Source organism: Pseudomonas sp. nanlin1 (assembly GCF_045571515.1).
In the GTDB taxonomy this organism is placed as follows: Bacteria; Pseudomonadota; Gammaproteobacteria; order Pseudomonadales; family Pseudomonadaceae; genus Aquipseudomonas.
In genome coordinates this window covers 4,011,252-4,034,748 of record NZ_CP124218.1, presented here as the reverse complement: position 1 = coordinate 4,034,748, position 23,497 = coordinate 4,011,252, and the positions used below count along the sequence as shown (strand labels likewise).

Here is a 23,497-nt window from a genome sequence, read left to right as displayed (position 1 = left end):
GAAGAGGTGACATCTGCCTGCACGCAAGACGCTTTGGCTTTTTCCTTTGGCCAATGCGTAGTAGGGTTGTAGGTTGATCGAAACTTAATTTCACCAAGGACGGGGCCCGTTGTGTTGCACAATGGGCCCCAGTTCGTTTTTCCAGGGTTGATAATGTTGAATCACACAGGCTCAGGCGCCCTGCGGGTAGGCGTCGTACTCGTGCTATTGGTGGCCGGCGTGGTCGGCTGTTCGTCGAAAAAACCAGCCATCTACGAACATGAGAACTTTGACGACTCCGGCACGTTCTCGCGCACCTACCCGGCCAGTGAAGCGGTGTCTTGCGAGGCGGCGCGCCGCGCGTTACTGAGCCAGGGCTATATCATCACCAGCAACGATGCCAAGTTGGTCAGTGGGCATAAAAGCTTTCAGCAAACCGGCGAAACCCACCTGGAGATCACCTTCAATGTGGTCTGCGCGGCCGACGCCAGCGGCGCTAACTCTTCCACGATGTTTGCCAATGCCTTGGTCGACCGCTATGCGTTGAAGAAGGTCAACAATTCCGCCAGTTTGGGGGTGGGGATTCTCGGGTCGGTGTCGATGCCGATCGGTTCCACCGATGACTCCATGGTAAAAGTCGCCAGCGAGACGGTGGCGTCCGACAAATTCTATGACCGCTACTTTGGCCTGGTTGAAAATTTCATGCCCGCCGAAGCCAAGCAGGCAGCCCACATCGTTGAGAAGCCCAAGAGTGAGTTGGGCATGCCGGAGGTGACTACACCGGCCCCTGCACCAGCACCGGCTGCTGTTGAGCCGGCTGCAACCGAACAGGCCGCCCCCGAGCAAGCTGCCCCAGCCCCCGAGATGCCGGCAACGGAAACCCCCGGCGCCTCACAGCCGCTGGCTCCTGCACCAGAGCCTGCACCCCTGGTGCCTGCACAGGAGACCCCAGGCGAGCCCGCGCCTTGAGCCAAGGCGGTTGTCACGATAGCGTCATTCAGGCACTTTATGCTGACCGAGTGGTCAGTAAAAGACGAACTGAAGCGCTACTTAGGACAGCGATATGGATGACTATCAAGAAGAGTGGCTCGAAGCACGTGCTCGCGAGCAAGATGTACCCGACGCAGTAGAAGACGCCACCGAACTCTAGCGTCGGGCGTTCCCCAACTTAAACCGCCGTGCGCGCCGTGGCTCAATGCCGTGAAGCGCGGCGAAACTCCCCGGGCGTCTGGCTCGTCCAGCGTTTGAATGCCCGTTGAAACGCTTCCGCGGATGCGAACCCCAACAGGTAAGCGATTTCGCCGAAACTCGACTCCGTATCGCGGATGTAAGTCATGGCCAGGTCGCGACGGGTGTCGTTAAGGATCGCGCGAAAGTGCGTGCCTTCATCCGCCAACTTGCGCCGCAGTGTCCAGGTGGGCAACTTCAGGCGCACCGCGACCTCTTCCAGGTCAGGCTCACGGCCGCCACTGAGCAGCGGCCCCAATAGCTGAATCACCCGCTCGCGCAGATGGCGGGTACGGGTCAGTTGCTCCAATTCCCGCTCGCACACCCTTAGCATTTGCTTCCAGGTACTGGGGCAATGGTCTGCATTGCGCAGGCCCAGCGCCTGCAAGCCTAGCCGGAGCTGATTGAGCGGTGCGCCAAACTGCACGTGGGCATTGCTCAACGGCACATACTGCGCCGCGTAGGCGGGTGCATCGAATTCTATCTCCAGTTGCTCGGCCAATAGCGGGCTGCCGGCCACGCTGGACAGCTGGTTCAGCCAACCGGACAGCACCGAGTCGACCACAAACCGGTTGTAGTCGTTATACGGGCTAATGGAGTAAAAGCGCAGCCAAGCGCCCTTGGGGTCTTCATGGAAGCTGGAGTTGCCGCGATAGTTGGCGGCATACAATGGCTCGAAGCGGATCAGCGTGCGGGCCGCCTCGCGCACCGTGGGGGCCTGAGCCGCCGCGATCCCGGCCAGGCCCAACTGGCTCAGGCGGCTGGCCTGGCCCATGCGTAAGCCCAATGCGGGGTCACCGCTGAGTTGAATGGCCGCATGGCCCAGGCGCATGTAGCGTGCGATCGACAACCGTGCGTCGGGCTCGCCCAGGCGCGCAGAGTCTAGGCCAAAACGCTGCAACAGCGCATCCGGCGGCTGCCCCGCTGCTCGCAGGGCCTGGGCCAGGCACTGGATAAAGCCTACCGACAGATCACCCAGGCGCACCCGAGGGCCGGGCACGTTCACCGCCATTGGTTGCGCAGGCGAGGTTTACCGCCATGGCCAGCCCAAGGCTGAATGCCGGCCTGGGCGGCGGGTACCACGACCAACTGAGCCGACAGCGCCGTGAGCCGCTGATGATTGGCTGCGTCGCGGACGTCTGGGCCGACCAACAACCCCAAACGCCCGGCAGGGGTCTCGAACACTTGCAGGGGCTCATCGCCGGCGTCGGTGAGGTAGCCCTGTTCGTTAGCGGCGGGGCGCAATTGCCGCTGAGGCTGGCTCAGCGCCTGGCCCTCAGGGCTAAACACCACACTGACGTTGTACAGCGCACCTGAGCCCGGGTGCAGCACGCCTTCGTCGATATACGGGGCAGGCAGCACGATGGTGCCGGCAACCAGCGTGACAGCGAACTCCTGTGCCAGGCCGCCGAACAGTTGCTGGTAGTCGCGCGCCATGTCGGCGGCCTTCATGCGCAAGCGGGCGTCGGCCAAGCGGTCTTGGCCACTGGCGGTCAGGTAGGCCCAGGCAAAGCGCAGCGGGTTGCTGAGCGCCAGCCAATGCTGGGCCTCTTTGCGCTCTTCGGCCAGGTACAGCTGCGGTTTTTCACCCACCGCCCACAGCCAGGTGCCGACCTGTTCCGGCAGCACCACCACGGTTTTTGCGTTGATCAAACCGTGCTCGCGCGCTTCTTGCAGGTAGGCGGCAAGCTTTAGGTGCAAGCGTTCAAGGCTTTGATAGTCCCCTGCAGACAACGCCGTCTCTACCCCCAGCACATTACCTCGATCGCCCGGCGACCCCTGGTCGGGATCGACCTGGATGCGCAAGTCAGACAGGTAATGGCTGACAGGACGTTGTTGCGCCCAAAAGGCGTAGCTGCCTGCTGCACCCAGCATCGTCAACAGCGCCAGGGCTATCAAAAATTTACCCATGAAATACAAATTCAACCGAACGTAGGAGGGGGCTCGCCCCCGATCTTCTAATCTCAACCGCCTACCCAAAGGCCCCACGACTGTACGCTTGGATCAATAACTTGTCACTTTCAGTCATTGAGGCGCGGCGGAGTCCACCGTACTGTCTGCTCCATACGACGGGCCCCACCTGCCAGTGAGGTGCTCGCATCCCGTGATTCGCTCCGAGGCCGTCCGCCATGCCCTTGACCCCTTACCCACACCTATTGGCCCCCCTTGACCTGGGCTTCACCACGCTGCGCAACCGCACATTGATGGGCTCTATGCACACGGGCCTTGAAGAAAAGCCCGGCGGGTTCGAGCGCATGGCGGTGTATTTCGCCGAGCGTGCCCGGGGCGGCGTGGGCTTGATGGTCACGGGTGGGATTGCGCCCAACGAGGAGGGCGGGGTGTATGCCGGTGCGGCCAAGCTGAGCACCGAGGCAGAAGCCGAACAGCATCGCCAGGTGACGGCGGCCGTGCACGCCGCTGGCGGCAAGATCTGCCTGCAGATCCTGCATGCTGGGCGTTATGCCTACAGCCCCAAGCTGGTCGCGCCCAGTGCGATTCAGGCCCCGATCAACCCGTTCAAACCCCATGAACTGGATGAGGCGGGTATCCAGAAGCAGATCGCCGATTTTGTCCAGTGCGCTCGGTTGGCCCAGAGTGCCGGCTACGATGGCGTCGAAATCATGGGTTCCGAAGGCTACTTCATCAATCAGTTTCTCGCCGCCCACAGTAACCACCGCACTGATCACTGGGGCGGTAGCTATGCCAACCGCATGCGCCTGGCGGTGGCCATCGTGACCCAGGTCCGCGAAGCGGTGGGGCCGAACTTCATTATTATTTTCCGTTTGTCGATGCTCGACTTGATCGAGGGTGGCAGCGACTGGGCCGAGATCGTGCAATTGGCCCAGGCCGTCGAGCGTGCCGGTGCGACTTTGATCAACACCGGCATCGGCTGGCATGAGGCGCGCATTCCGACCATCGCCACCAAGGTACCGCGTGCCGCATTCAGTAAGGTGACGGCGAAGTTGCGGGGTGCGGTCAGCGTGCCGCTGATCACCACCAACCGCATCAATACCCCGGAAGTGGCCGAGCGCATTCTGGCCGAGGGCGATGCCGACATGGTTTCCATGGCCCGGCCTTTTCTCGCCGACCCCGAGTTCGTCAACAAAGCCGCCGCCTGGCGAGGCGATGAGATCAACACCTGTATTGGCTGCAACCAGGCCTGCCTGGACCATACCTTCGGCGGCAAACTGACCAGTTGCCTGGTCAACCCCCGGGCGTGTCACGAAACCGAGCTCAACTACCTGCCCACCGCGCAGCCCAAGCGTATCGCCGTGGTGGGGGCCGGCCCCGCCGGCTTGGCCGCGGCAACGGTGGCTGCCGAGCGCGGGCACCAGGTCACGCTGTTCGACAGCGGCAGCGAAATCGGTGGCCAATTCAATGTGGCCAAGCGTGTGCCAGGCAAGGAGGAATTCTTCGAGACCCTGCGTTACTTCCGCCACAAGCTGAGTCGGACCGGGGTGGACCTGCGCTTGGGCAGTCGGGTCGATTCGGCGACGCTGGTCGCTGGCGGCTACGACGAGATCATCCTGGCGACCGGGGTGGTGCCGAGGTTGCCAGCCATACCGGGCGTCGACCACCCGAAAGTGCTCGGTTACCTGGACGTGCTGCTGCAACGTCGCGCCGTGGGGCCGCGCGTGGCCGTGGTAGGTGCCGGGGGGATCGGTTTCGATGTGAGCGAGTTTCTCGTGCACCAGGGCGTATCCACCAGTCAGGACCGCGAAGCGTTCTGGCAGGAGTGGGGCATCGACACCAGCTTGACCGCCCGCGGCGGGGTGGCTGGGGTCAAACCGCAGCCCCATGCGCCGGCTCGGCAGGTATATCTGCTGCAGCGCAAGGCGAGCAAGGTCGGCGACGGCCTGGGCAAGACCACTGGCTGGATCCACCGTACGGGCCTGAAAAACAAAGGGGTGCAGATGCTCAACGGCGTCGAGTATTTGCGAATCGACGACGACGGCCTGCACATCCGCATCGGTGAGGGTGAACCGCAACTGTTGGCGGTGGACAACGTGGTGATCTGCGCCGGCCAGGACCCCCTGCGCGAGCTGCACGATGGTCTGCTCGCCGCAGGCCAGCACGTCCACCTGATCGGCGGCGCCGATGTGGCGGCGGAGCTCGATGCCAAACGCGCGATCAATCAAGGTTCACGGCTGGCGGCGGCGTTGTAAACTGTCGGGCTTTGCCTTGCCACCGGCCGAGCCTGTCATGTCCAGCCCCATCGAGCTGCCCACCGCCCCATTGCACCTGCTGTGCCTGCCCTGGCTGGCCCAAGCCGGGGTGGAAGTGGCGGTGCTGCGCCTGGACCTTATCGACCCGCTGATCAGCGGCAACAAATGGTTCAAGCTCGAACATCACGTTCGCGCTGCCCTGGCGGGTGGTTACGCCGGGCTGATCAGCCTTGGCGGTGCCCACTCCAACCACCTTCACGCGTTGGCCGCCGCAGGCCAGCGTCTGGGCCTGCAAACGGTCGGGTTGGTCCGCGGCCACGCGCAACGCACGCCAACCACCGATGACCTTCAGGCATGGGGCATGCAATTGCATTGGCTGGGTTATGGCGGTTATCGCGAGCGCCACCAACCGCACTTTTGGGCCAGCTGGCAGCAGCGTTACCCACAACTGCTGGCGGTGCCCGAAGGCGGTGGCGGGGCCCTCGGCGCGGCCGGTTGCGCGCCGTTGCTGGCGCAGGTGCAGACGCAACTGGGCAAGCTGGGGTGGGCCGATTTCGATGGCTGGTGGTTGGCCGCAGGCACTGGCACCACGGCGGCGGGCCTGGCCTTGGCCGAGGGCGGCGCCCGCCCGGTGTTCGCTGCCATGGCGGTGCCACCGGGGCATGGCGTGGCCGAACAGATCGCGGCCTTGAATGCCCGCAACGTGCAGTTGCTTGACGCCAGCCGGGGCGGCTTCGCCCGCATTGACCCGCAGTTACTGGCGTTTATGGCTGCCTGCGAGCGGCACAGCGGGGTGCCCCTGGAGCCGGTGTATACCGGCAAGGCCCTCATGGCCCTGCAACAGCACGTCAGCGCCTCAGGCCTGCCTCCACGCTCGCGCTGGGTATTCGTGCACACAGGTGGGCTCCAAGGTGATCGATCCCGGCCTCGTTGACGGGCGGGAATGTCGACGTGAAAGGCTTCAGGCTGATAAGCCCAGCGGTCAGGGCTTTAGAGTTTGACGCATCACCTGACATGACCAGGAGGTCAATCATGTTGGATATCAGAGGCAAATCATTCATCGCATCTTTAGAGTGCGAGATATTCGAAGACTACCGCCCAGTTGTTTACGATAACAACGATCGTACTGCCGGAGGCGGCTGGCTGGTTTGGGACTTCCCGGCGGGCCATACCTTGGAGCTGCGTTTCGATTATCTGGAACACACCTGCGACCGAATACATTACAGGGTCAGCGGTGCGCCCTCTGCCGGGTACTACGCGGGCGCGAAGATCGGCGCCAGTCTCAATGGTTTTTTAGGGCTATACAATATCGCCAGCGTGACTGATTTCTGGAAAGTGGAAGTGCTCAGCAGCGACGAGCAAGCCAATAGTTTCGATTTTTACTGGCGCGACTCGCAAGGTAAACGCGTGTGTGTGTATCACTACCTCAGAACGTCTAGCTTTAGTTCACCGTCCCCGGCCTCTCTGAATTTTTTAACCACCCTGCAAGGCACCGTCGGTATTTTTCGCGCGACGATAAAAGCGTTTGTTTGAGCGCGATTAACTTACATCCCGTTTGCGCTGTCGATGACAAAGGTTTCAGGCTGATAAGCCCACCGGACAGGGCTTTAGAGTTTGACGCGTCACCTGACATGACCAGGAGGTCAATCATGCTGGATATCAGAGGCAAATCATTCATCGCATCGCTAGAGTGCAAGATAGCCGACAAGTACCGCTCTGTAGATTACGATCGCAATTTTCGTGCAGGCGGCGAGGGCTGGCTGGTTTACGACTTCCCATCGGGCCAGACGTTGGAACTGCGCTTCGATTATTTGGAACATACCTCCGACCGAATACATTACATGGTCAGCGGTGCGCCCTCTGCCGGGGATTACGCGGGAGCGAAAGTCGGCGTTAGTATCAGTGGTTTTTTAGGGCTCTACAATATCGCCAAGGTTTCTGACTTCTGGAAAGTTGAGGTGCTCAGCAGCAACGAGCAGGCCAAGAGTTTTGATTTTTATTGGCGCGACCCTGAAGGTAAACGGGTCTGTGCGTATTACCACCGCAGAACGTCTAGCCTTAGTACGCCATACCCACAATTCCTGCATTTTTTGAGCACCTTCCAAGGCCCCATCGGTCGTTTTCGAGCGACGATAAAAGAGTTTGTCTGAGCGCCGTTCGCCTCAATAAGCGAGGCATAAAAAAACCCGTCACGAGGACGGGTTTTTTTATACAGCTAAGTTACATCAAGCTTGCACGACCGGAATGTTCGCGTTGGCCGCAGCCTCACGGAATTCGGCGATCTGGTCGAAGCTCAGGTAGCGGTAAACGTCTGCCGCCATGCTGTCGATGCTTGCCGCGTACTCCATGTATTCCTCGACGGTAGGCAGCTTGCCGAGGATCGACGCGACCGCCGCCAGTTCCGCTGAAGCCAGGTACACATTGGCACCATCGCCCAGGCGGTTAGGGAAGTTACGCGTGGAAGTCGACACCACAGTGGCGTTCGGCTCTACCCGTGCCTGGTTACCCATGCACAGCGAGCAGCCCGGCATTTCCATGCGCGCGCCGGCTTTGCCGTAGATGCCGTAGTAGCCTTCCTCGGTCAGCTGATGCGCGTCCATTTTGGTCGGCGGCGACAGCCACAGGCGGGTTGGCAATTGCCCTTTGACCTTGTCCAGCAACTTACCGGCAGCGCGGAAGTGGCCGATGTTGGTCATGCACGAACCGATGAACACTTCGTCGATTTTCTCACCCTGCACGCTGGACAGCAGGCGGGCGTCGTCCGGGTCGTTAGGCGCGCAGAGGACTGGCTCCTTCAGGTCGGCCAAGTCGATTTCGATGATTTCTTCGTACTCGGCGTCGGCATCGGCGGCCAGCAGGTCAGGCTTGGCGATCCAGGCTTCCATCGCCTGGGCACGACGTTCCATGGTCCGGGCATCGCCGTAGCCTTCGCTGATCATCCAGCGCAGCAGGGTGATGTTGGACTTCAGGTACTCGGCAATGGCTTTTTCCGGCAGCTTGATGGTGCAACCTGCCGCGGAGCGCTCGGCCGAGGCGTCGGACAGTTCGAAGGCTTGTTCGACGGTCAGGTCGTCGAGGCCTTCGATTTCCAGGATACGGCCAGAGAAGGCGTTTTTCTTGCCCTTCTTCTCGACCGTCAGCAGGCCCTTCTGGATGGCGTAGTACGGAATGGCGTGCACCAGGTCGCGCAGGGTGATGCCAGGTTGCATCTTGCCCTTGAAGCGCACCAGCACCGACTCCGGCATGTCCAGCGGCATAACGCCGGTGGCTGCGGCGAAAGCTACCAGGCCGGAACCGGCTGGGAACGAGATGCCGATCGGGAAGCGGGTGTGGGAGTCACCACCGGTGCCGACGGTGTCGGGCAGCAGCATGCGGTTCAGCCAGCTGTGGATGATACCGTCGCCAGGGCGCAGCGACACGCCGCCACGGGTGCGGATGAAGTCTGGCAGGGTGTGGTGGGTGGTGACGTCGATAGGCTTGGGGTAGGCCGCGGTGTGGCAGAACGACTGCATTACCAGGTCAGCCGAGAAGCCCAGGCACGCGAGGTCTTTGAGTTCGTCGCGGGTCATCGGCCCAGTGGTGTCCTGGGAGCCGACGGTGGTCATGCGCGGTTCGCAGTAGGTGCCCGGGCGAACGCCTTTGCCTTCTGGCAGGCCGCAGGCCTTGCCGACCATTTTCTGCGCCAGGGTGTAGCCCTTGCCGGTGTCGACCGGCGCTTCTGGCAGCTTGAACAGGTCGGTAGGGCCCAAGCCCAGCTCGGCGCGGGCCTTGTCGGTCAAGCCACGGCCGACGATCAGCGGAATACGGCCACCGGCGCGAACTTCGTCGAGCAACACCGGGGTCTTCATTTCGAAGGTGGTGATGACTTCGTCGGAGTCGTGCTTGCACACTTTGCCCTGGTGCGGGTACAGGTCGATCACGTCGCCCATGTTGATGTTCGACACGTCGAACTCGATCGGCAGGGCGCCGGCATCTTCCATGGTGTTGTAGAAAATTGGCGCGATCTTGGTGCCGAAGCAGAAGCCACCGGCGCGCTTGTTCGGCACGTAGGGGATGTCGGTACCGAAGAACCACAGAACCGAGTTGGTAGCCGATTTACGCGAAGAACCGGTACCGACCACGTCACCGACGTAGGCGACCGGGTAGCCGTCGGCGTACATCTGCGCGATCTGTTTCATCGGGCCGATAGCGCCTTGTTGGTCAGGCACGATGCCTTCGCGGGCCATTTTCAGCATGGCCAGGGCGTGCAGCGGGATGTCCGGGCGCGACCAGGCATCGGGGGCCGGGGAGAGGTCGTCGGTGTTGGTTTCGCCAGTGACCTTGAATACCCGCAGGCTGATCTTGTCGGCCAGGGTCGGGCGCTTCTTGAACCACTCGCCGTCCGCCCAGGACTGCAGCACCGCTTGGGCGTGGGCGTTGCCGTTCTTGGCTTTTTCAGCGACGTCGTGGAAAGCGTCGAACATCAGCAGAGTGAACTTCAACTGCTCGGCGGCGATGGGTGCCAGGGTGGCGTCGTCCAGCAGCTCCACCAGGGTGGCGATGTTGTAGCCGCCCTGCATGGTGCCCAGCAGTTCGACGGCGCGCTGCTTGTCGATCAGAGGAGAGGTGGCTTCGCCCTTGGCCAGGGCAGAGAGAAAACCGGCCTTGACGTAGGCGGCTTCGTCAACGCCTGGAGGAATTCGATTGGTGATCAGGTCCAGGAGGACGGATTCTTCGCCGGCGGGGGGATTTTTCAGCAGCTCGACCAGGCCTGCGGTTTGTTCGGCGTTAAGCGGCTGGGGCACGATACCCAGGGCGGCACGCTCTTCGATGTGTTTGCGATAGGCTTCAAGCACAGTTATTACCCTCATCAGTGGTCCCGGTGGGACGCTCATCCAGCAAACCTAAGCCCCCATGCACTAAATGGCCGTTGGGCCCATTAGCCTGGGTGTCGAAGGTTCCTTACAGAAGCTGCTTTCAAAGTTTTACGCCGGTAGAAGGGCTGAGCTGATGAGGGCTGGCACCCGGAGATACGGGGGCCTGGGCCCTTCTACTGGATCGACTGTGCTCGTGACGCTTTGAAAACAGCTTCCTGGACATTGGCGCCTAAAAAGGCTGCATGATTCTACGTCATAAATAACAGAAAGGTAAGTTAAGCCCTACGACTTCTGGGGTGACCCCTTTTAGACAAAGGGCTAACATGCCTCCCCGTTCCGCCCTTCGACGCTGCCAATTGCCATGTCCAACCAGTCTATCAAAACGCCCTGCGTGGGCCTCTGCTCCACGGTCTATGGCGACCTTGTGTGCCGTGGTTGCAAGCGTTTCCACCACGAAGTGATCCACTGGAACGGCTATGACGAAGCCGCCAAACGCGCCGTCTGGCTGCGCCTGGAGCAGTTGCTGGTGCAGGTCATGGCGGCCAAGCTGGAGGTGTTCGACCCTGAGCGCCTGCGCCACCAGCTCGAACAGCGCAAAATCCGTTTCGTGCCGCAACAGTCCGAATACTGCTGGGCCTACCAGCTCATCGCGCGGGGGGCACGGGTGATCAACCAGTTGGAAGCCTACGGCATGGTGCTGCTGCCAGAGTTCCGCGACTGGGACCTGCCGCAGTTACGCGATGCCATCGATCGGGAATTTTTCCTGTTGTCCGAGGCCCACTACCAACGCTACATCGCCCCAGGCTTTCTGCGCGACGCCCTTGGCAATGATTGACCGGGGGCCTTGCCCCCGGTCTTTTGATCTTCGGCCAACGTGTAATCGTTGAAGAGCTCGGGGGCAAGCCCCCATCCTACAGTCGGGGATATAGGTGAATATCAGATATACCGCGGCACGTAGGAGGGGGCCTTGCCCCCGATCTTTTGATCTTGTTGTGCCAATACCCACATCGAAACCCCACGGGTATAATCCCCCGCTTTTGCCCGGTGCTCCTCTCATGCTGCCAGAGATCCATGAATTCCTCGGTTGCCGTACCCCCGACGCGTGGGTGCAGGCGGCGCTGGCCGATCAGGAGACGCTGCTGATCGACCACAAGAATTGTGAATTCAAAGCCGCCAGTACGGCGCTCAGCATGATCGCCCGCTACGCGTTGCTGCCCGACCTGATCAATATGATGTCGCGCCTGGCCCGGGAAGAACTGGTTCACCATGAGCAAGTGTTGCGTTTGATGAAAAAACGCAAGGTCCAATTGCGCCTGCTCACCGCAGGGCGCTACGCCTCGGCGTTGCGTAAGCAGGTGCGTTCCCACGAGCCGGTCAAGCTGGTGGACACGTTGGTGGTCGGGGCGTTTATCGAGGCTCGCAGTTGCGAGCGCTTCGAGGCGCTGGTGCCGCACCTGGACGAAGAGCTGGGGCGCTTCTATCACGGGCTGCTCAAAAGCGAAGCGCGGCATTATCAGGGCTATCTGAAACTGGCCTATCAATATGGCGACAGCGCCGATATCGCTCGCGTCATCGAGCGCGTGCGAGTGGCCGAAGCTGAGCTGATCGAGAGCGTGGACAGCGAGTTCCGCTTTCACAGTGGCGTGCCTGCCTGACCCTATCCCATAGCTTGCAAACGCAGCCGAGCTGCGTTTTTTTTACCGTTATAGAAAGCTTCCTAACTATTGCATTGACATTGTCTGCCTAGGCAGTAACATTATGTTACTTCTCTGCCTAAGCAGGCTTTTCTGCAATGAGTCACTTCACGCCTGAAAACTTCTCCGAGTGCAACCTGGGTTTGCTGATCGGCCGTACCGCTGTCCTCAAGGACATGGTGCTGGAAACCCATTTGACCGAATACGCCATCACTGCGGCCCAATTCAAAGTGCTGATCATCATGGAGCGTTTCGGTGTCGACACCCCCGCGGAGCTGTCACGGCATATGGGGCTCGATAGCGGTTCGATCACGCGCATGCTCGACCGTCTTGAACACAAAGACCTGATCTGCCGGCGCCGTAGCGAAACCGATCGACGCCAAGTGCAACTGCTGCTCAAAGAGGAGGGCTTGAAGCTGGCGGGCCTGCTGCCGCACATCGGCGCCAATGCCATGAACGAGCTGCTTGGCGGGCTCGAACCCCAGGAGCTGCAAGACCTGGAGCGCATCCTCACGAAAATTTTGCTGGCCGCCAATGATTCGTTGACGGCGCGCTGGCTGGGTATCGGCGATGAACGTTAAACCCTGGCGCGGGCGCATCAGCCTGCTGCTATTGGCCATGAGTGTGGCCGGTTGCGTCAACCACCACGGCCTGGACACCGCGGGCGTCAGCTTGCAGCCCGACAAGCTGGCCGCAAAACAATCACTGGCAGGCGTGCCCTTATCGCCCGCCGCCTGGCCGCGCAGCGATTGGTGGACCAGCCTCGGCGACCCGCAGTTAGATGGGCTGATCCGCGAAGCCCTGCGCGATAGCCCGGACCTGCAGATCGCCGACGCCCGTGCCCACCAAGCCACGGCCGCCGCCGCTGCCGCCAATGCCGCGCGCATGCCGACCCTGGATGCCCAGGGTGGGGTCAGCCGGTCGCGCTTGGCCCGTGAGCAAGACCCATTGGGGCAGGGCGAACGCTACAGCACCCTGCGTAGCCTGGACGTGGCGTTCAACTACAGTTTCGACCTGTGGGGCGGCCAGCGTGCGGCCTGGGAAGCGGCCCTGGGCCAGGCCCGTGCTGCCGAAGTAGACCGCCAGGCTGCGCAGTTGACCTTGGCCGCCGACGTCGCCCGCGCTTACAGCCACCTGGGCCAGGCCTACCTGGTCGATGACCTGGCCGAAGAAGACTTGGCGCGTACCCGCCAACTGCTCGAACTGGGCCAGCGCCGCCTCAACGCCGGCATCGACAGCGACTACCAGTACCAACAGACCCAAAGCGTCGCCGCCAGCGCGCAGGAGCAGGCACTGGATGCCCGCAAGCGCGTGCAAAGCGCACGCACCGCCTTGGCCGTGCTGCTGGGTAAAGGGCCCGACCGGGGCGTCGAATTGGCCCGGCCCAAGGTGTTGCAGCCAAGCGCCGTGGCCTTGCCCTCGGCGTTGCCTGCCGAACTACTGGGTCGCCGCCCGGACCTGGTCGCCGCCCGCTGGCGGGTAGAGGCGGCGAGCAAAGATATCGTCGCCAGCAAGACCCGCTTCTATCCCAACCTGAACCTGAGCGCTTCGGCGGGTGTGCGCTCATTGTTGGGCGACGCGCTGTTCGGCGCCCCTAGCCGCTTTTTCAATGTTGCCCCGGCGGTCTCGTTACCCCTGTTCGACGGCGGCCGCTTGCGCGCCGACCTCGATGCCCGCGATGCCGACTACGATCTGGCGGTGGCCCAGTACAACAAAACCCTGGTGCAGGCGTTGGGCGATGTCAGTGACACCCTCGAGCAATTGCGCGCCATTGGCCAGCAGATTGCTGCGCAACAGCAGGCCAGTGACATTTCCCGGCGCTCGTTCGACATCGCCACCCAGCGCTACGGCTCGGGCATTGGCAACTACCTGGATGTACTCAGCGTCGAGCAGCAATTGCTCCAGGCCCAGCGCCAGTTGGCCAGCCTGAATGCCGAACAGCTCGACCTTTCGATCCAATTAATGCAGGCCCTGGGCGGCGGCTATCAAGGGGCCGCGATGGCTTCGACGGCCAGCCTCACCACGCCGCCCACTGAATAAACCGAGGGATTTGCCACATGGCCACTGCCGCTCCATCGCAGGCTTCAGAGAACAACCCGGGCACCCCCGTGGCTAACCCGCGCAAACGCAAGCTGTGGCTGATCGCCCTGGCCGTGCTGGTGCTGCTGGTGGGCTTGGGGGTTTGGGTCTGGTACGCCTTTTACGGGCAGTACAGCGAAAGCACCGACGACGCCTACGTCAATGGCAACGTAGTGGAAATCACCCCGTTGACCGTGGGCACCGTCATCAGCATCGGCGCTGACGATGGCGACCTGGTGCAGGAAGGCCAGGTCCTGTTGCAGTTCGACCCCAACGATGCGCAGATCGACCTGCAGCGCGCCCAGGCCAACCTGGCCAAAGTCGTGCGCCAGGTCCGTGGCCTATACAGCAATGTCGACGGCATGAAAGCCCAGGTGGCGGCTAGCCAGGCGGAAGTCAAACGCGCTCAGGAGAACTTCAACCGGCGTAAAACCTTGGCCGCCGGCGGAGCCATCTCCCAAGAAGAACTGGCCCACGCCCGTGATGACCTGACCTCGGCGCAAAGTGCCTTGAGCAACACCCAGCAGCAGTTGAGCAGCAGCGCCGCGCTGGTCGATGACACCCAGGTCGCCGATCACCCGGACGTGCTCGCCGCTGCCGCCCAGCTGCGCCAGGCCTACCTGGCCAATGCCCGCACCACCCTGATCGCCCCAGTGACCGGCTATGTGGCCAAGCGCACCGTGCAATTGGGCCAACGGGTGCAGCCGGGCACAGCGACCATGGCGGTGATCCCCTTGAACCATTTGTGGATCGACGCCAATTTCAAGGAAACCCAGCTCGGCAAGATGCGCATCGGCCAGGCGGTAGACATCACCGCCGACCTGTATGGCAGCGAGGTCAAATACAGCGGCACCATCGACAGCCTCGGGGCAGGCACCGGCAGCGCATTTGCCCTGTTGCCCGCGCAGAACGCCACAGGTAACTGGATCAAGATCGTCCAGCGGGTGCCGGTGCGGGTGCATATCAACCCTGAACAGTTGAAGGATCATCCGCTGCGCATCGGTCTGTCGACCCAGGTTGATGTGGACCTGCACGACCAGAATGGCCCGGTTCTGGCGCAACAGCCTGCCCAGCAAGCGTCGTTCAGCACCAACGTCTACGCCCGCCAGTTGGACGAAGCCGACGCCTTGATCAACCAGTTGATCCACGCCAACAGCGCCGCGTCAGGCAAGACTGCCCGGCGTTGATGCGCCGCCCCTCGGGCCTGACCGCGCAAGGTTGGGCACGGGGTACTGTACCCCAAAGGATTCGCGATGAGCTCACCCGCGCCCGCTTCATTCACGCCGCCCAGCCTGGTGCTCTGCACCATCGGCTTGTCCCTGGCGACCTTCATGCAGGTGCTCGACACCACCATCGCCAACGTGGCCTTGCCGACCATTTCCGGCAGCCTGGGGGTGAGTTCGGAGCAGGGCACCTGGGTGATTACCTCGTTCGCCGTGAGCAACGCCATCGCGCTGCCACTCACCGGCTGGTTGAGCCGGCGCATCGGCGAGGTGAAACTGTTTATCTGGGCGACCATCCTCTTCGTGCTGGCCTCGTTTCTGTGCGGTATTTCCACCTCGATGCCTGAGTTGGTCGGGTTCCGCGTGGTCCAGGGGCTGGTAGCCGGGCCTTTGTACCCCATGACGCAAACCTTGCTGATCGCCATCTACCCCCCGGCTAAACGAGGCATGGCCTTGGCCCTACTGGCGATGGTGACGGTGGTGGCGCCGATTGCCGGGCCGATCCTGGGGGGCTTTATCACCGACAGTTACAGTTGGCCGTGGATTTTCTTTATCAACGTGCCGATCGGCCTGTTCGCGGTGCTGGTGGTGCGTCAGCAAATGCGCACGCGGCCAGTGCAGACCAGTCGCCAGCCCATGGATTACGTGGGCCTGATCACCTTGATCATCGGCGTAGGGGCCTTGCAGGTGGTGCTCGACAAGGGCAACGACATGGACTGGTTCGAGTCCAACTTCATCATCATGGGCAGCCTCCTGTCAGCGGTGGCCCTGAGCGCGTTTGTCATCTGGGAGCTGACCGATGACCACCCGGTGGTCAACCTGCGGCTATTTGCCTTTCGCAATTTCCGCATCGGCACCCTGGTGTTGGTCGGCGGCTATTCGGGGTTCTTCGGGATCAACCTGATACTGCCGCAATGGCTGCAGACGCAAATGGGCTATACGGCCACATGGGCGGGCCTGGCCGTGGCCCCCATCGGCATATTGCCGGTGCTGATGTCGCCCTTCGTCGGTAAATACGCGAACAAGTTCGACCTGCGGGTGCTGGCCGGGCTGGCGTTCCTGGCCATCGGCGCCAGTTGTTTCATGCGCGCCGGCTTCACCAATGAGGTGGACTTCGCCCATGTGGCCTTGGTGCAACTGTTCATGGGGATCGGTGTGGCGCTGTTCTTTATGCCGACCCTGAGCATTTTGCTCTCGGACCTGCCGCCCCAGCAAATTGCCGACGGCTCTGGCCTGGCGACCTTTCTGCGGACCTTGGGCGGCAGTTTCGCCGCTTCGCTGACCAGCTGGATCTGGATTCGCCGCGCCGACCAGCACCATGCTTACCTCAGCGAAAACATCAGCACCTACGACCCCGTGACTCGGCATGCCCTGGAACAGATGGGCGGCGCCAACGAGCAGTCCTATGCCCAGCTCGAACGGATCGTCAACAGCCAGGCGTACATGATGAGCACGGTGGACTATTTCACCTTACTGGGTTGGATCTTTGCAGGTTTGATCGTGCTGGTGTGGTTCGCCAAGCCGCCGTTCGCGGCCAAGGCCGGGCCGGCCTCTGCCGGGCACTGAGTGGCCGGGCCCCTGGCGCCAGGGGCCCGTGCTTAGAGGTCGAATGCGTTCAGCGTCATGCCTTGCTCGTCCACCTGCAACGCCCAACCCTGGCGGGCCCAGTCCCCCAGCACGATGCGCCGCGCGGCCAGGTCGCCAAGTTGCAGCTTATGAATGGCGGGGCGGTGGGTGTGGCCGTGGATGAGCGTGGTGACGCCGTGTTGCAGCATCACCCGAGGCACTTCCGTGGGCGTGACATCGACAATGTCGTTGGCTTTCATCCGTGTCTGCGCTCGGCTTTCGCTGCGCAGCTTGCGCGCCAGCCGATGGCGGGTCGCCAAGGGCAGATGGCGCAATACGAACAGTGTTAGCGGGTTGCGCAGGTAGCGGCGCAGGCGCATATAGGCTTCGTCGCGGGTACACAGGCTGTCGCCGTGCATCAGCAAGACTGCCTCGCCATTGAATTCGACCCGGGTCGGGTCCTTGAGCAGGGTGCAGCCGGCCGCTTTGCAGAAGGCTTTGCCGAGCAGGAAGTCGCGGTTGCCGTGCATCAGAAAGATCTTCGTGCCGCTGTCGCTGAGGGCGCGCAGGGCCTCGCAGATCGAAAGTTGGTAGGGGCTCATGGCGTCGTCGCCAATCCAGGCTTCGAAGAAGTCACCCAGGATGTATAACGATTCGGCGCTGCGAGCGCGCCCGGTGGTCAACGCCAGGAACGCCCGGGTGATGTCCGGGCGCTCCTCTTGCAGGTGCAGATCAGAGATCAGCAGTATCACTCAATGATCTCGGCTTTCTCGATGATCACATCTTCTGCAGGGACATCTTGGTGCCCGGCTTTGGAGGTGGTGGCGACACCTTTGATCTTGTCGACGACGTCCTGGCCTTCGATCACTTCACCGAACACCGCATAACCCCAGCCCTGCACGGTCTTGGCGCTGTGGTTGAGGAAAGCGTTGTCGGCGACGTTGATGAAGAACTGCGCCGAAGCCGAATGCGGCTCCATGGTGCGCGCCATGGCCACGCTGTATTTCTTGTTCGGCAGGCCGTTGTCGGCTTCGTTCTGGATGCTTGGGCGCTTGTCTTTCTTTTCTTTCATGCCAGGTTCGAAGCCGCCGCCCTGGACCATGAAGTTGCTGATCACGCGGTGGAAAACCGTGTTCGCGTAGTGCCCGGCGTTGACGTATTCGATGAAGTTGGCCACGGTGAGCGGGGCCTTTTCAGCGTTCAGTTGCAACACGATGTCGCCGTGGTTGGTGCTCAGCTTGACTTTGGACATGGGATAAATCGCTCTTCTTTTGGAGAATAGGTAAAGACTGACGCGCAGTTTAACGGCGGGGATACGTGGGTAAAGGCTGTTTTTTCAAGCATCGCCCTATTTAGCCGACAGTTTGTCGACCCTGGCCTGTCAGCGGCTTGACCGCTTCGGCTATGATAAGCGCTTTGATTTCGTCGGCCTACCCCGGCCGCAACCCGTTAGTTCGTTCAAGGATCCTATGAGCAAGCCCACTGCCGACTCCGCGCTCAACTCCAAAGGCAACGGCCCCGCCGTACCTACCAATTTCCTGCGCCCGATCGTTCAGGCAGACCTGGACGCTGGCAAGCACAGCCAGATCGTCACCCGCTTTCCGCCAGAGCCCAACGGCTACCTGCACATCGGCCATGCCAAGTCGATCTGCGTCAACTTCGGCCTGGCCGAAGAATTTGGCGGCGTGTGCAATCTGCGCTTCGACGATACCAACCCGGCCAAGGAAGACCAGGAGTACATCGACGCAATCAAAAGCGATGTGAAATGGCTGGGGTTCGACTGGAACGGTGAAGAGCGCTATGCCTCGCAGTATTTCGACCAGTTGCACGACTGGGCGGTAGAGCTGATCAAGCAAGGCGTTGCCTACGTCTGCGACCTGACCCCAGAGCAAGCCCGCGAGTACCGCGGCAACCTCACCGAAGCAGGCAAGAACAGCCCGTTCCGTGAGCGCTCGGTGGCGGAAAACCTCGACCTGTTCGCCCGCATGAAAGCCGGTGAGTTCAAAGACGGCGAGCGTGTGTTGCGCGCCAAGATCGACATGGCTTCGCCGAACATGAACCTGCGCGACCCGATCCTCTACCGCATTCGCCACGCCCATCACCACCAGACCGGCGACGCCTGGTGCATCTACCCCAACTATGACTTCACCCACGGCCAGTCGGATGCCATCGAGGGCGTCACGCACTCTATCTGCACCCTGGAATTCGAAGGGCATCGGCCGTTGTACGACTGGTTCCTCGACCATCTGTCGGTGCCGAGCAAGCCGCGCCAGTATGAGTTCAGCCGCCTCAACCTGAACTACACCATCACCAGCAAGCGCAAGCTCAAGCAACTGGTCGATGAGCAGCACGTGCACGGCTGGGACGACCCGCGTATGTCCACGCTGTCGGGCTTCCGCCGCCGTGGCTACACACCGGCGTCGATCCGCAACTTCTGCGATATGATCGGCACCAATCGGTCCGATGGCGTGGTCGACATGTCGATGCTCGAATTCAGCATCCGCGACGACCTCGACCGCACCGCGCCGCGCGCCATGTGCGTGCTGCGGCCATTGAAAGTGATCATCACCAACTACCCCGAAGGGCAGGTGGAAGACCTCGAACTGCCGCGTCACCCGAAAGAAGACATGGGCGTGCGCGCCTTGCCCTTCGCCCGGGAAATCTACATCGACCGCGACGATTTCATGGAAGAGCCGCCCAAAGGTTACAAGCGCCTGGAGCCCGGTGTCGAAGCGCGCCTGCGTGGCAGTTACGTGATCCGCGCCGACCAGGCGATCAAAGACGCCGACGGCAATATCGTCGAGCTGCACTGCTCTTACGACCCTGAAACCCTGGGCAAAAACCCCGAAGGGCGCAAGGTCAAGGGCGTGATCCACTGGGTGCCGGCTGCGGCCAGCGTGGAGTGCGAAGTGCGCCTGTACGACCGCCTGTTCCGCTCGCCCAACCCGGAGAAAACCGCAGAAGGCGCGACGTTCCTGGACAACATCAACCCCGATTCCCTGCAGGTACTGAGCGGTTGTCGCGCGGAACCATCGCTGGCCAACGCCCAGCCGGAAGACCGCTTCCAGTTCGAGCGCGAAGGTTACTTCTGCGCCGACCTGAAAGACTCGCAACCTGGTCGTCCGGTGTTCAACCGTACCGTGACCCTGCGCGATTCGTGGGGCAGCTAAGGAATCATCGTGCTTAACATCTACAACACGCTCAGCAAGCGCAAAGAAGTTTTCCAGCCGTTGGACGGCAACAAGGTACGCATGTACGTGTGCGGCATGACCGTGTACGACTTCTGCCACCTCGGCCATGGCCGCAGCATGGTGGCCTTCGACCTGGTCACCCGCTGGCTGCGCTTTAGCGGCTACGAGCTGACCTATGTGCGCAACATCACCGACATCGACGACAAGATCATCAATCGGGCGCGGGACAACGGCGAGCCGTTCGACGCCCTGACCGCGCGCATGATCGCGGCGATGCACGAAGACGAAGCCCGGCTCAATATCCTCAAGCCGGACCTCGAGCCGCGCGCCACTGACCACATCCCCGGCATGCACGCCATGATCCAGACCCTGATCGACAAAGGCTATGCCTATGCGCCAGGCAACGGTGACGTGTACTACCGCGTCGGCAAGTTCGTCGGCTACGGCAAGCTGTCACGCAACCGCATCGAAGACCTGCGCATCGGCGCCCGTATCGAAGTGGGCGAAGCCAAGCAGGACCCGCTGGATTTCGTTCTATGGAAAGGCGTCAAGCCAGGCGAGCCCAGCTGGGAGTCGCCGTGGGGCCCTGGCCGGCCGGGTTGGCATATCGAGTGCTCGGTGATGTCCACCTGCTGCCTGGGCGATACCTTCGACATCCATGGCGGCGGCAACGACTTGGAGTTCCCGCACCACGAGAACGAAATCGCCCAAAGCGAGGCGGCCACCGGCAAGCCTTACGCCAATGCGTGGATGCACTGCGGCATGATCCGCATCAACGGCGAGAAGATGTCGAAGTCGCTGAACAACTTCTTCACCCTGCGCGACGTGTTGGCCAAGTATCACCCCGAGGTGGTGCGTTACCTGTTGGTGGCCAGCCACTATCGCAGTGCGATCAACTACTCCGAGGACAGCCTGCGTGAGTCCAAGGGCGCTCTGGAGCGGTTCTATCACGCCCTCAAAGGTCTGCCCAAGGTACCGGCTGGCGGTGGTGAAGCATTCGTCGAGCGCTTCAGCGCGGCCATGAACGACGACTTCGGCACCCCGGAAGCCTGCGCGGTGCTGTTCGACATGGTGCGCGAGATCAACCGCCTGCGCGAAACCGACATCCACGCCGCCGCTGCCCTGGCGGCACGTTTGCGCGAGTTGGCCGGTGTGCTCGGGGTACTGCAGCTCGAAGCCGATGACTTCCTCAAAGCCGACGCGGCCGGCCGTGTGGATGCCGCCCAGGTAGACGCTTTGATCCAGGCCCGGCTAACAGCTCGCGCCAACAAGGATTGGGCAGAGTCCGACCGCCTGCGCGACCAGCTCACGGCCATGGGTGTGGTTCTTGAAGATGGCAAGGGCGGCACGACTTGGCGGTTGGCTGATTGATCAAAAGCAAAAGCAAAAGATCGGGGGCAAGCGGAGCGCCGCCCGGCCCCCTCCTACGCTGTAGGAGGGGGCTCGCCCCCGATCTTTTGCTCTGCCCCCTGAGCACGCAAGCGCTTGTACAGCGTATTGCGACTGACCCCCAACCGCCGCGCCAATTGCGAAATATTGCCGTGGGTCGCCACCAATAATTCATTCAAATCCGAACCCGCAACCGGAGTGATCGGCACCACGGGCGCCGGCGCTTGAGGCATGTCCTGGTAAAAGTCTGTCGGCAGGTGCTCCACGCCCACCGGTTCCCGTTCAGCCAAGGCCAGGGCCACCTGCATCACGCTGGCCAACTGGCGAATGTTGCCCGGCCACGGGTGTTGCAACATCATGGCGAGCACCTCAGAGGTCAAGCCCGCCGCCTGTTCGGGCTCGCGGTATTGCTGCCAAAGCTGCTGGATCAGTTCGTGCCGGTCACTGCGTTCACGCAATGGGGGTAGCTGCAACGTCACCCCGGCCACCCGATAGTACAGGTCTTGGCGGAACAGCCCGGCGCTGACCCGCGCGCGCAGGTCCTGGTGGGTGGCGCAGACCACGCGGATGTCCACGGGCCAAGGGTCGCCACTGCCTAGCGGTTGAATACAGCGCTCCTGCAATACCCTCAACAGCCGAGCCTGGGCGCCCAGAGGCAGGTCGCCGATCTCGTCGAGAAACAAGATGCCTTTGTCCGCTTTGCGGATTAGCCCCAGGTTGCCTTTTTGATTGGCACCGGTAAAAGCGCCTCGCTCGTAGCCAAACAGTTCCGACTCAACCAACTCCGCCGGAATCGCCGCGCAATTGACCGCCACCAATGGCTGATGCGCTCGGCTGCTGGCGCGGTGCAACGCCTTGACTAACACCTCCTTGCCGGTGCCGGTTTCACCGGTGATCAACAGCGCAATGTTTTTCTCCAGCAACCGGCCACCCTGGCGCAGGGCGCGCTCAACCCGCTGGTCGCAGGCTGGGGCCAGCTTGGCTTGGCGGCCGGCTGTAGGCGTTACAGGCCGCAGCGGCGTACGCAGCGGGTGGCGCAACAGGCATTGAAAACGGCTGCGGCCCGCCGCCAGGAGGGCAAAGGGCGTACTGCCGGGCTGGTCGAGCAGGTCACTGAGTGGCGTGTTGAATACAGTTTCCAAGGTTCGCCCGAGCAAGCGACCGCCCAGCAGGCTGTCGGCGCGGCGGTTGGCGGCCAACACCTGGCCGCCTTCGTTAAAGATCAGTAGCCCGGCCCACTGGCTGTCGAGGTTGTTCAGGCCGGTATTGAAGGTCAGTTGGTACTGGCTGCTGCCAAAGGCGTTGAGAATCAGGCGGTTTTCCACGGTCTGGCTCATTACCTTGACCAGCCCCAGGGTGTGCGAGGGGGGCAGGTAGCTGTCGCTGGACACATCCAGCACCGCCACGACCTGGCGTTGTGCGTCGAAGATCGGCGCCGCCGAGCCGGTCATAAAACGGTTGGCGCGCAGGTAATGTTCGTCGTGCTCAATGTGTACCGCCTGTTGGCACGCCAGGGCGGTACCGATGGCGTTGGTGCCGACCCGCTGTTCCAGCCAGCAGGCACCGGCATCGAAGCCCGCCAGGCGGCCAGCTTCGATGAAGCGTTGGTCGCCCCAGGACTTGAGCATACGGCCCTGGGGGTCGGCCAGGCGGATCAGACAGTTGGAATGGCCGAGGATATTTTCGTAATAAGGCAGGACTTCGCGATGGGTGGTGTGCACCAAGTCGTGTTGGCACTCGAGCAGTTGCGCCAGCGCCTGGGTACCTAGCCCGTCGAAGTCGGGGAGGCTGGCTTGCTCCAGGCCGAAGCCACGGCAGCGTGACCACGAGGCTTGGACGAGCTGGTCGTGCTCGGGGGTTGCGAGGTGTACGGACATAGGACTGCCCCGGCCGTGGCCTTATTGTTTTTGTCCCTCCATTGTTGTTCAGGATTGTTCATTGTCAATGCCTGAACTGTTCAATTGTTCAGCCCGAACCGTTCATTTTTGTTCGTCAGTGAACGCTCTTCAGCACGCCTCGGCTCGACAACCGCAGACCAGAGCGGTCGCGGCCTGAAAGCAGAATTTTGGCACGGATCTGGCTGTGTACTCCTTACCGCATGACCCCATAATAATTTCAATGACAAAG

The 23,497-nt window shown here is 61.9% G+C and carries 19 protein-coding genes; 13 read left to right on the top strand and 6 right to left on the bottom strand.

Going from position 1 to position 23,497, the window contains the following annotated elements; genetic code table 11:
• The first annotated feature begins 153 nt into the window (after positions 1 to 153).
• On the top strand, positions 154 to 948 hold the full coding sequence (locus QCL65_RS18505) for a DUF2242 domain-containing protein (protein ID WP_407311273.1): 795 nt from the start codon (positions 154 to 156) through the stop codon (positions 946 to 948).
• Between the two features lie 223 nt (positions 949 to 1,171).
• Here QCL65_RS18505 and QCL65_RS18500 read toward each other — a convergent pair whose 3' ends face one another.
• Together QCL65_RS18500 and QCL65_RS18495 are read right to left on the bottom strand one after the other, a co-directional pair.
• On the bottom strand, positions 1,172 to 2,206 hold the full coding sequence (locus QCL65_RS18500; RefSeq protein WP_407311271.1) for an AraC family transcriptional regulator: 1,035 nt from the start codon (positions 2,204 to 2,206) through the stop codon (positions 1,172 to 1,174).
• Between the two features lie 2 nt (positions 2,207 to 2,208).
• The gene (locus QCL65_RS18495; protein ID WP_407311269.1) at positions 2,209 to 3,117 is read right to left on the bottom strand and encodes a nitrilase-related carbon-nitrogen hydrolase; all 909 of its coding nucleotides are present in this window, start codon (positions 3,115 to 3,117) and stop codon (positions 2,209 to 2,211) included.
• Between the two features lie 218 nt (positions 3,118 to 3,335).
• Between QCL65_RS18495 and QCL65_RS18490 the strand changes: the two genes are divergently transcribed.
• From QCL65_RS18490 to QCL65_RS18475, 4 genes are all read left to right on the top strand, one after another.
• Complete coding sequence (locus QCL65_RS18490) at positions 3,336 to 5,372, top strand: FAD-dependent oxidoreductase (protein WP_407311267.1); 2,037 nt, start codon at positions 3,336 to 3,338, stop codon at positions 5,370 to 5,372.
• Positions 5,373 to 5,409: 37 nt separating this feature from the next.
• The gene (locus QCL65_RS18485; RefSeq protein ID WP_407311265.1) at positions 5,410 to 6,306 is read left to right on the top strand and encodes a 1-aminocyclopropane-1-carboxylate deaminase/D-cysteine desulfhydrase; all 897 of its coding nucleotides are present in this window, start codon (positions 5,410 to 5,412) and stop codon (positions 6,304 to 6,306) included.
• Positions 6,307 to 6,404: 98 nt separating this feature from the next.
• The gene (locus QCL65_RS18480) at positions 6,405 to 6,905 is read left to right on the top strand and encodes a hypothetical protein (RefSeq protein WP_407311263.1); all 501 of its coding nucleotides are present in this window, start codon (positions 6,405 to 6,407) and stop codon (positions 6,903 to 6,905) included.
• Positions 6,906 to 7,021: 116 nt separating this feature from the next.
• Complete coding sequence (locus QCL65_RS18475; protein ID WP_407311261.1) at positions 7,022 to 7,522, top strand: hypothetical protein; 501 nt, start codon at positions 7,022 to 7,024, stop codon at positions 7,520 to 7,522.
• A 75-nt stretch (positions 7,523 to 7,597) separates the two neighbouring features.
• Here QCL65_RS18475 and acnB read toward each other — a convergent pair whose 3' ends face one another.
• Complete coding sequence (acnB, locus tag QCL65_RS18470; RefSeq protein ID WP_407316923.1) at positions 7,598 to 10,207, bottom strand: bifunctional aconitate hydratase 2/2-methylisocitrate dehydratase; 2,610 nt, start codon at positions 10,205 to 10,207, stop codon at positions 7,598 to 7,600.
• 382 nt (positions 10,208 to 10,589) lie between these two features.
• Between acnB and QCL65_RS18465 the strand changes: the two genes are divergently transcribed.
• From QCL65_RS18465 to QCL65_RS18440, 6 genes are all read left to right on the top strand, one after another.
• Positions 10,590 to 11,063 (top strand): DUF1289 domain-containing protein, encoded by a 474-nt coding sequence (locus tag QCL65_RS18465; protein WP_407311259.1) that lies wholly within the window; start codon positions 10,590 to 10,592, stop codon positions 11,061 to 11,063.
• Positions 11,064 to 11,283: 220 nt separating this feature from the next.
• Entirely contained in the window at positions 11,284 to 11,883 is a 600-nt protein-coding gene (locus QCL65_RS18460; protein ID WP_407311257.1) for a tRNA-(ms[2]io[6]A)-hydroxylase, read from the top strand.
• Between the two features lie 137 nt (positions 11,884 to 12,020).
• Positions 12,021 to 12,503 (top strand): MarR family winged helix-turn-helix transcriptional regulator, encoded by a 483-nt coding sequence (locus QCL65_RS18455; protein WP_407311255.1) that lies wholly within the window; start codon positions 12,021 to 12,023, stop codon positions 12,501 to 12,503.
• Positions 12,493 to 13,962 carry an efflux transporter outer membrane subunit gene (locus QCL65_RS18450; protein ID WP_407311253.1) on the top strand — a complete coding sequence of 490 codons (1,470 nt, stop codon included), beginning with the start codon at positions 12,493 to 12,495 and terminating at the stop codon, positions 13,960 to 13,962. Before QCL65_RS18455 ends, QCL65_RS18450 begins: the two co-directional genes overlap by 11 nt.
• Before the next feature lie 17 nt (positions 13,963 to 13,979).
• The gene (locus QCL65_RS18445) at positions 13,980 to 15,188 is read left to right on the top strand and encodes an HlyD family efflux transporter periplasmic adaptor subunit (protein WP_407311251.1); all 1,209 of its coding nucleotides are present in this window, start codon (positions 13,980 to 13,982) and stop codon (positions 15,186 to 15,188) included.
• 66 nt (positions 15,189 to 15,254) lie between these two features.
• Entirely contained in the window at positions 15,255 to 16,790 is a 1,536-nt protein-coding gene (locus tag QCL65_RS18440) for a DHA2 family efflux MFS transporter permease subunit (protein WP_407311249.1), read from the top strand.
• 32 nt (positions 16,791 to 16,822) lie between these two features.
• Here QCL65_RS18440 and lpxH read toward each other — a convergent pair whose 3' ends face one another.
• Together lpxH and QCL65_RS18430 are read right to left on the bottom strand one after the other, a co-directional pair.
• On the bottom strand, positions 16,823 to 17,542 hold the full coding sequence (gene lpxH / locus QCL65_RS18435; RefSeq protein ID WP_407311247.1) for a UDP-2,3-diacylglucosamine diphosphatase: 720 nt from the start codon (positions 17,540 to 17,542) through the stop codon (positions 16,823 to 16,825).
• Entirely contained in the window at positions 17,539 to 18,042 is a 504-nt protein-coding gene (locus tag QCL65_RS18430; RefSeq protein ID WP_407311245.1) for a peptidylprolyl isomerase, read from the bottom strand. The genes lpxH and QCL65_RS18430 overlap by 4 nt, the downstream gene beginning before the upstream one ends.
• A gap of 217 nt (positions 18,043 to 18,259) precedes the next feature.
• On the opposite strand from QCL65_RS18430, the gene QCL65_RS18425 reads away from it, so the two are divergent.
• Both QCL65_RS18425 and cysS read left to right on the top strand, forming a co-directional pair.
• Positions 18,260 to 19,960, top strand: coding sequence for a glutamine--tRNA ligase/YqeY domain fusion protein (locus QCL65_RS18425; protein WP_407311243.1), 1,701 nt, complete (start codon positions 18,260 to 18,262; stop codon positions 19,958 to 19,960).
• Positions 19,961 to 19,969: 9 nt separating this feature from the next.
• On the top strand, positions 19,970 to 21,352 hold the full coding sequence (cysS, locus tag QCL65_RS18420) for a cysteine--tRNA ligase (protein ID WP_407311241.1): 1,383 nt from the start codon (positions 19,970 to 19,972) through the stop codon (positions 21,350 to 21,352).
• 53 nt (positions 21,353 to 21,405) lie between these two features.
• On the opposite strand, the gene QCL65_RS18415 is transcribed toward cysS, so the two are convergent.
• On the bottom strand, positions 21,406 to 23,247 hold the full coding sequence (locus tag QCL65_RS18415) for a sigma-54-dependent Fis family transcriptional regulator (RefSeq protein ID WP_407311239.1): 1,842 nt from the start codon (positions 23,245 to 23,247) through the stop codon (positions 21,406 to 21,408).
• Between the last annotated feature and the right edge of the window lie 250 nt (positions 23,248 to 23,497).

What these genes read in the sequence shown, in the direction of transcription:
- QCL65_RS18505 (WP_407311273.1), top strand. Translation starts at nt 154, where the DNA reads ATGTTGAATCACACAGGCTCAGGCGCCCTGCGGGTAGGCGTCGTACTC.
- QCL65_RS18495 (WP_407311269.1), bottom strand. Translation starts at nt 3,117, where the DNA reads ATGGGTAAATTTTTGATAGCCCTGGCGCTGTTGACGATGCTGGGTGCA.
- QCL65_RS18490 (WP_407311267.1), top strand. Translation starts at nt 3,336, where the DNA reads ATGCCCTTGACCCCTTACCCACACCTATTGGCCCCCCTTGACCTGGGC.
- QCL65_RS18485 (WP_407311265.1), top strand. Translation starts at nt 5,410, where the DNA reads ATGTCCAGCCCCATCGAGCTGCCCACCGCCCCATTGCACCTGCTGTGC.
- QCL65_RS18480 (WP_407311263.1), top strand. Translation starts at nt 6,405, where the DNA reads ATGTTGGATATCAGAGGCAAATCATTCATCGCATCTTTAGAGTGCGAG.
- QCL65_RS18475 (WP_407311261.1), top strand. Translation starts at nt 7,022, where the DNA reads ATGCTGGATATCAGAGGCAAATCATTCATCGCATCGCTAGAGTGCAAG.
- QCL65_RS18465 (WP_407311259.1), top strand. Translation starts at nt 10,590, where the DNA reads ATGTCCAACCAGTCTATCAAAACGCCCTGCGTGGGCCTCTGCTCCACG.
- QCL65_RS18460 (WP_407311257.1), top strand. Translation starts at nt 11,284, where the DNA reads ATGCTGCCAGAGATCCATGAATTCCTCGGTTGCCGTACCCCCGACGCG.
- QCL65_RS18455 (WP_407311255.1), top strand. Translation starts at nt 12,021, where the DNA reads ATGAGTCACTTCACGCCTGAAAACTTCTCCGAGTGCAACCTGGGTTTG.
- QCL65_RS18450 (WP_407311253.1), top strand. Translation starts at nt 12,493, where the DNA reads ATGAACGTTAAACCCTGGCGCGGGCGCATCAGCCTGCTGCTATTGGCC.
- QCL65_RS18445 (WP_407311251.1), top strand. Translation starts at nt 13,980, where the DNA reads ATGGCCACTGCCGCTCCATCGCAGGCTTCAGAGAACAACCCGGGCACC.
- QCL65_RS18440 (WP_407311249.1), top strand. Translation starts at nt 15,255, where the DNA reads ATGAGCTCACCCGCGCCCGCTTCATTCACGCCGCCCAGCCTGGTGCTC.
- QCL65_RS18430 (WP_407311245.1), bottom strand. Translation starts at nt 18,042, where the DNA reads ATGTCCAAAGTCAAGCTGAGCACCAACCACGGCGACATCGTGTTGCAA.
- QCL65_RS18425 (WP_407311243.1), top strand. Translation starts at nt 18,260, where the DNA reads ATGAGCAAGCCCACTGCCGACTCCGCGCTCAACTCCAAAGGCAACGGC.
- QCL65_RS18415 (WP_407311239.1), bottom strand. Translation starts at nt 23,247, where the DNA reads ATGTCCGTACACCTCGCAACCCCCGAGCACGACCAGCTCGTCCAAGCC.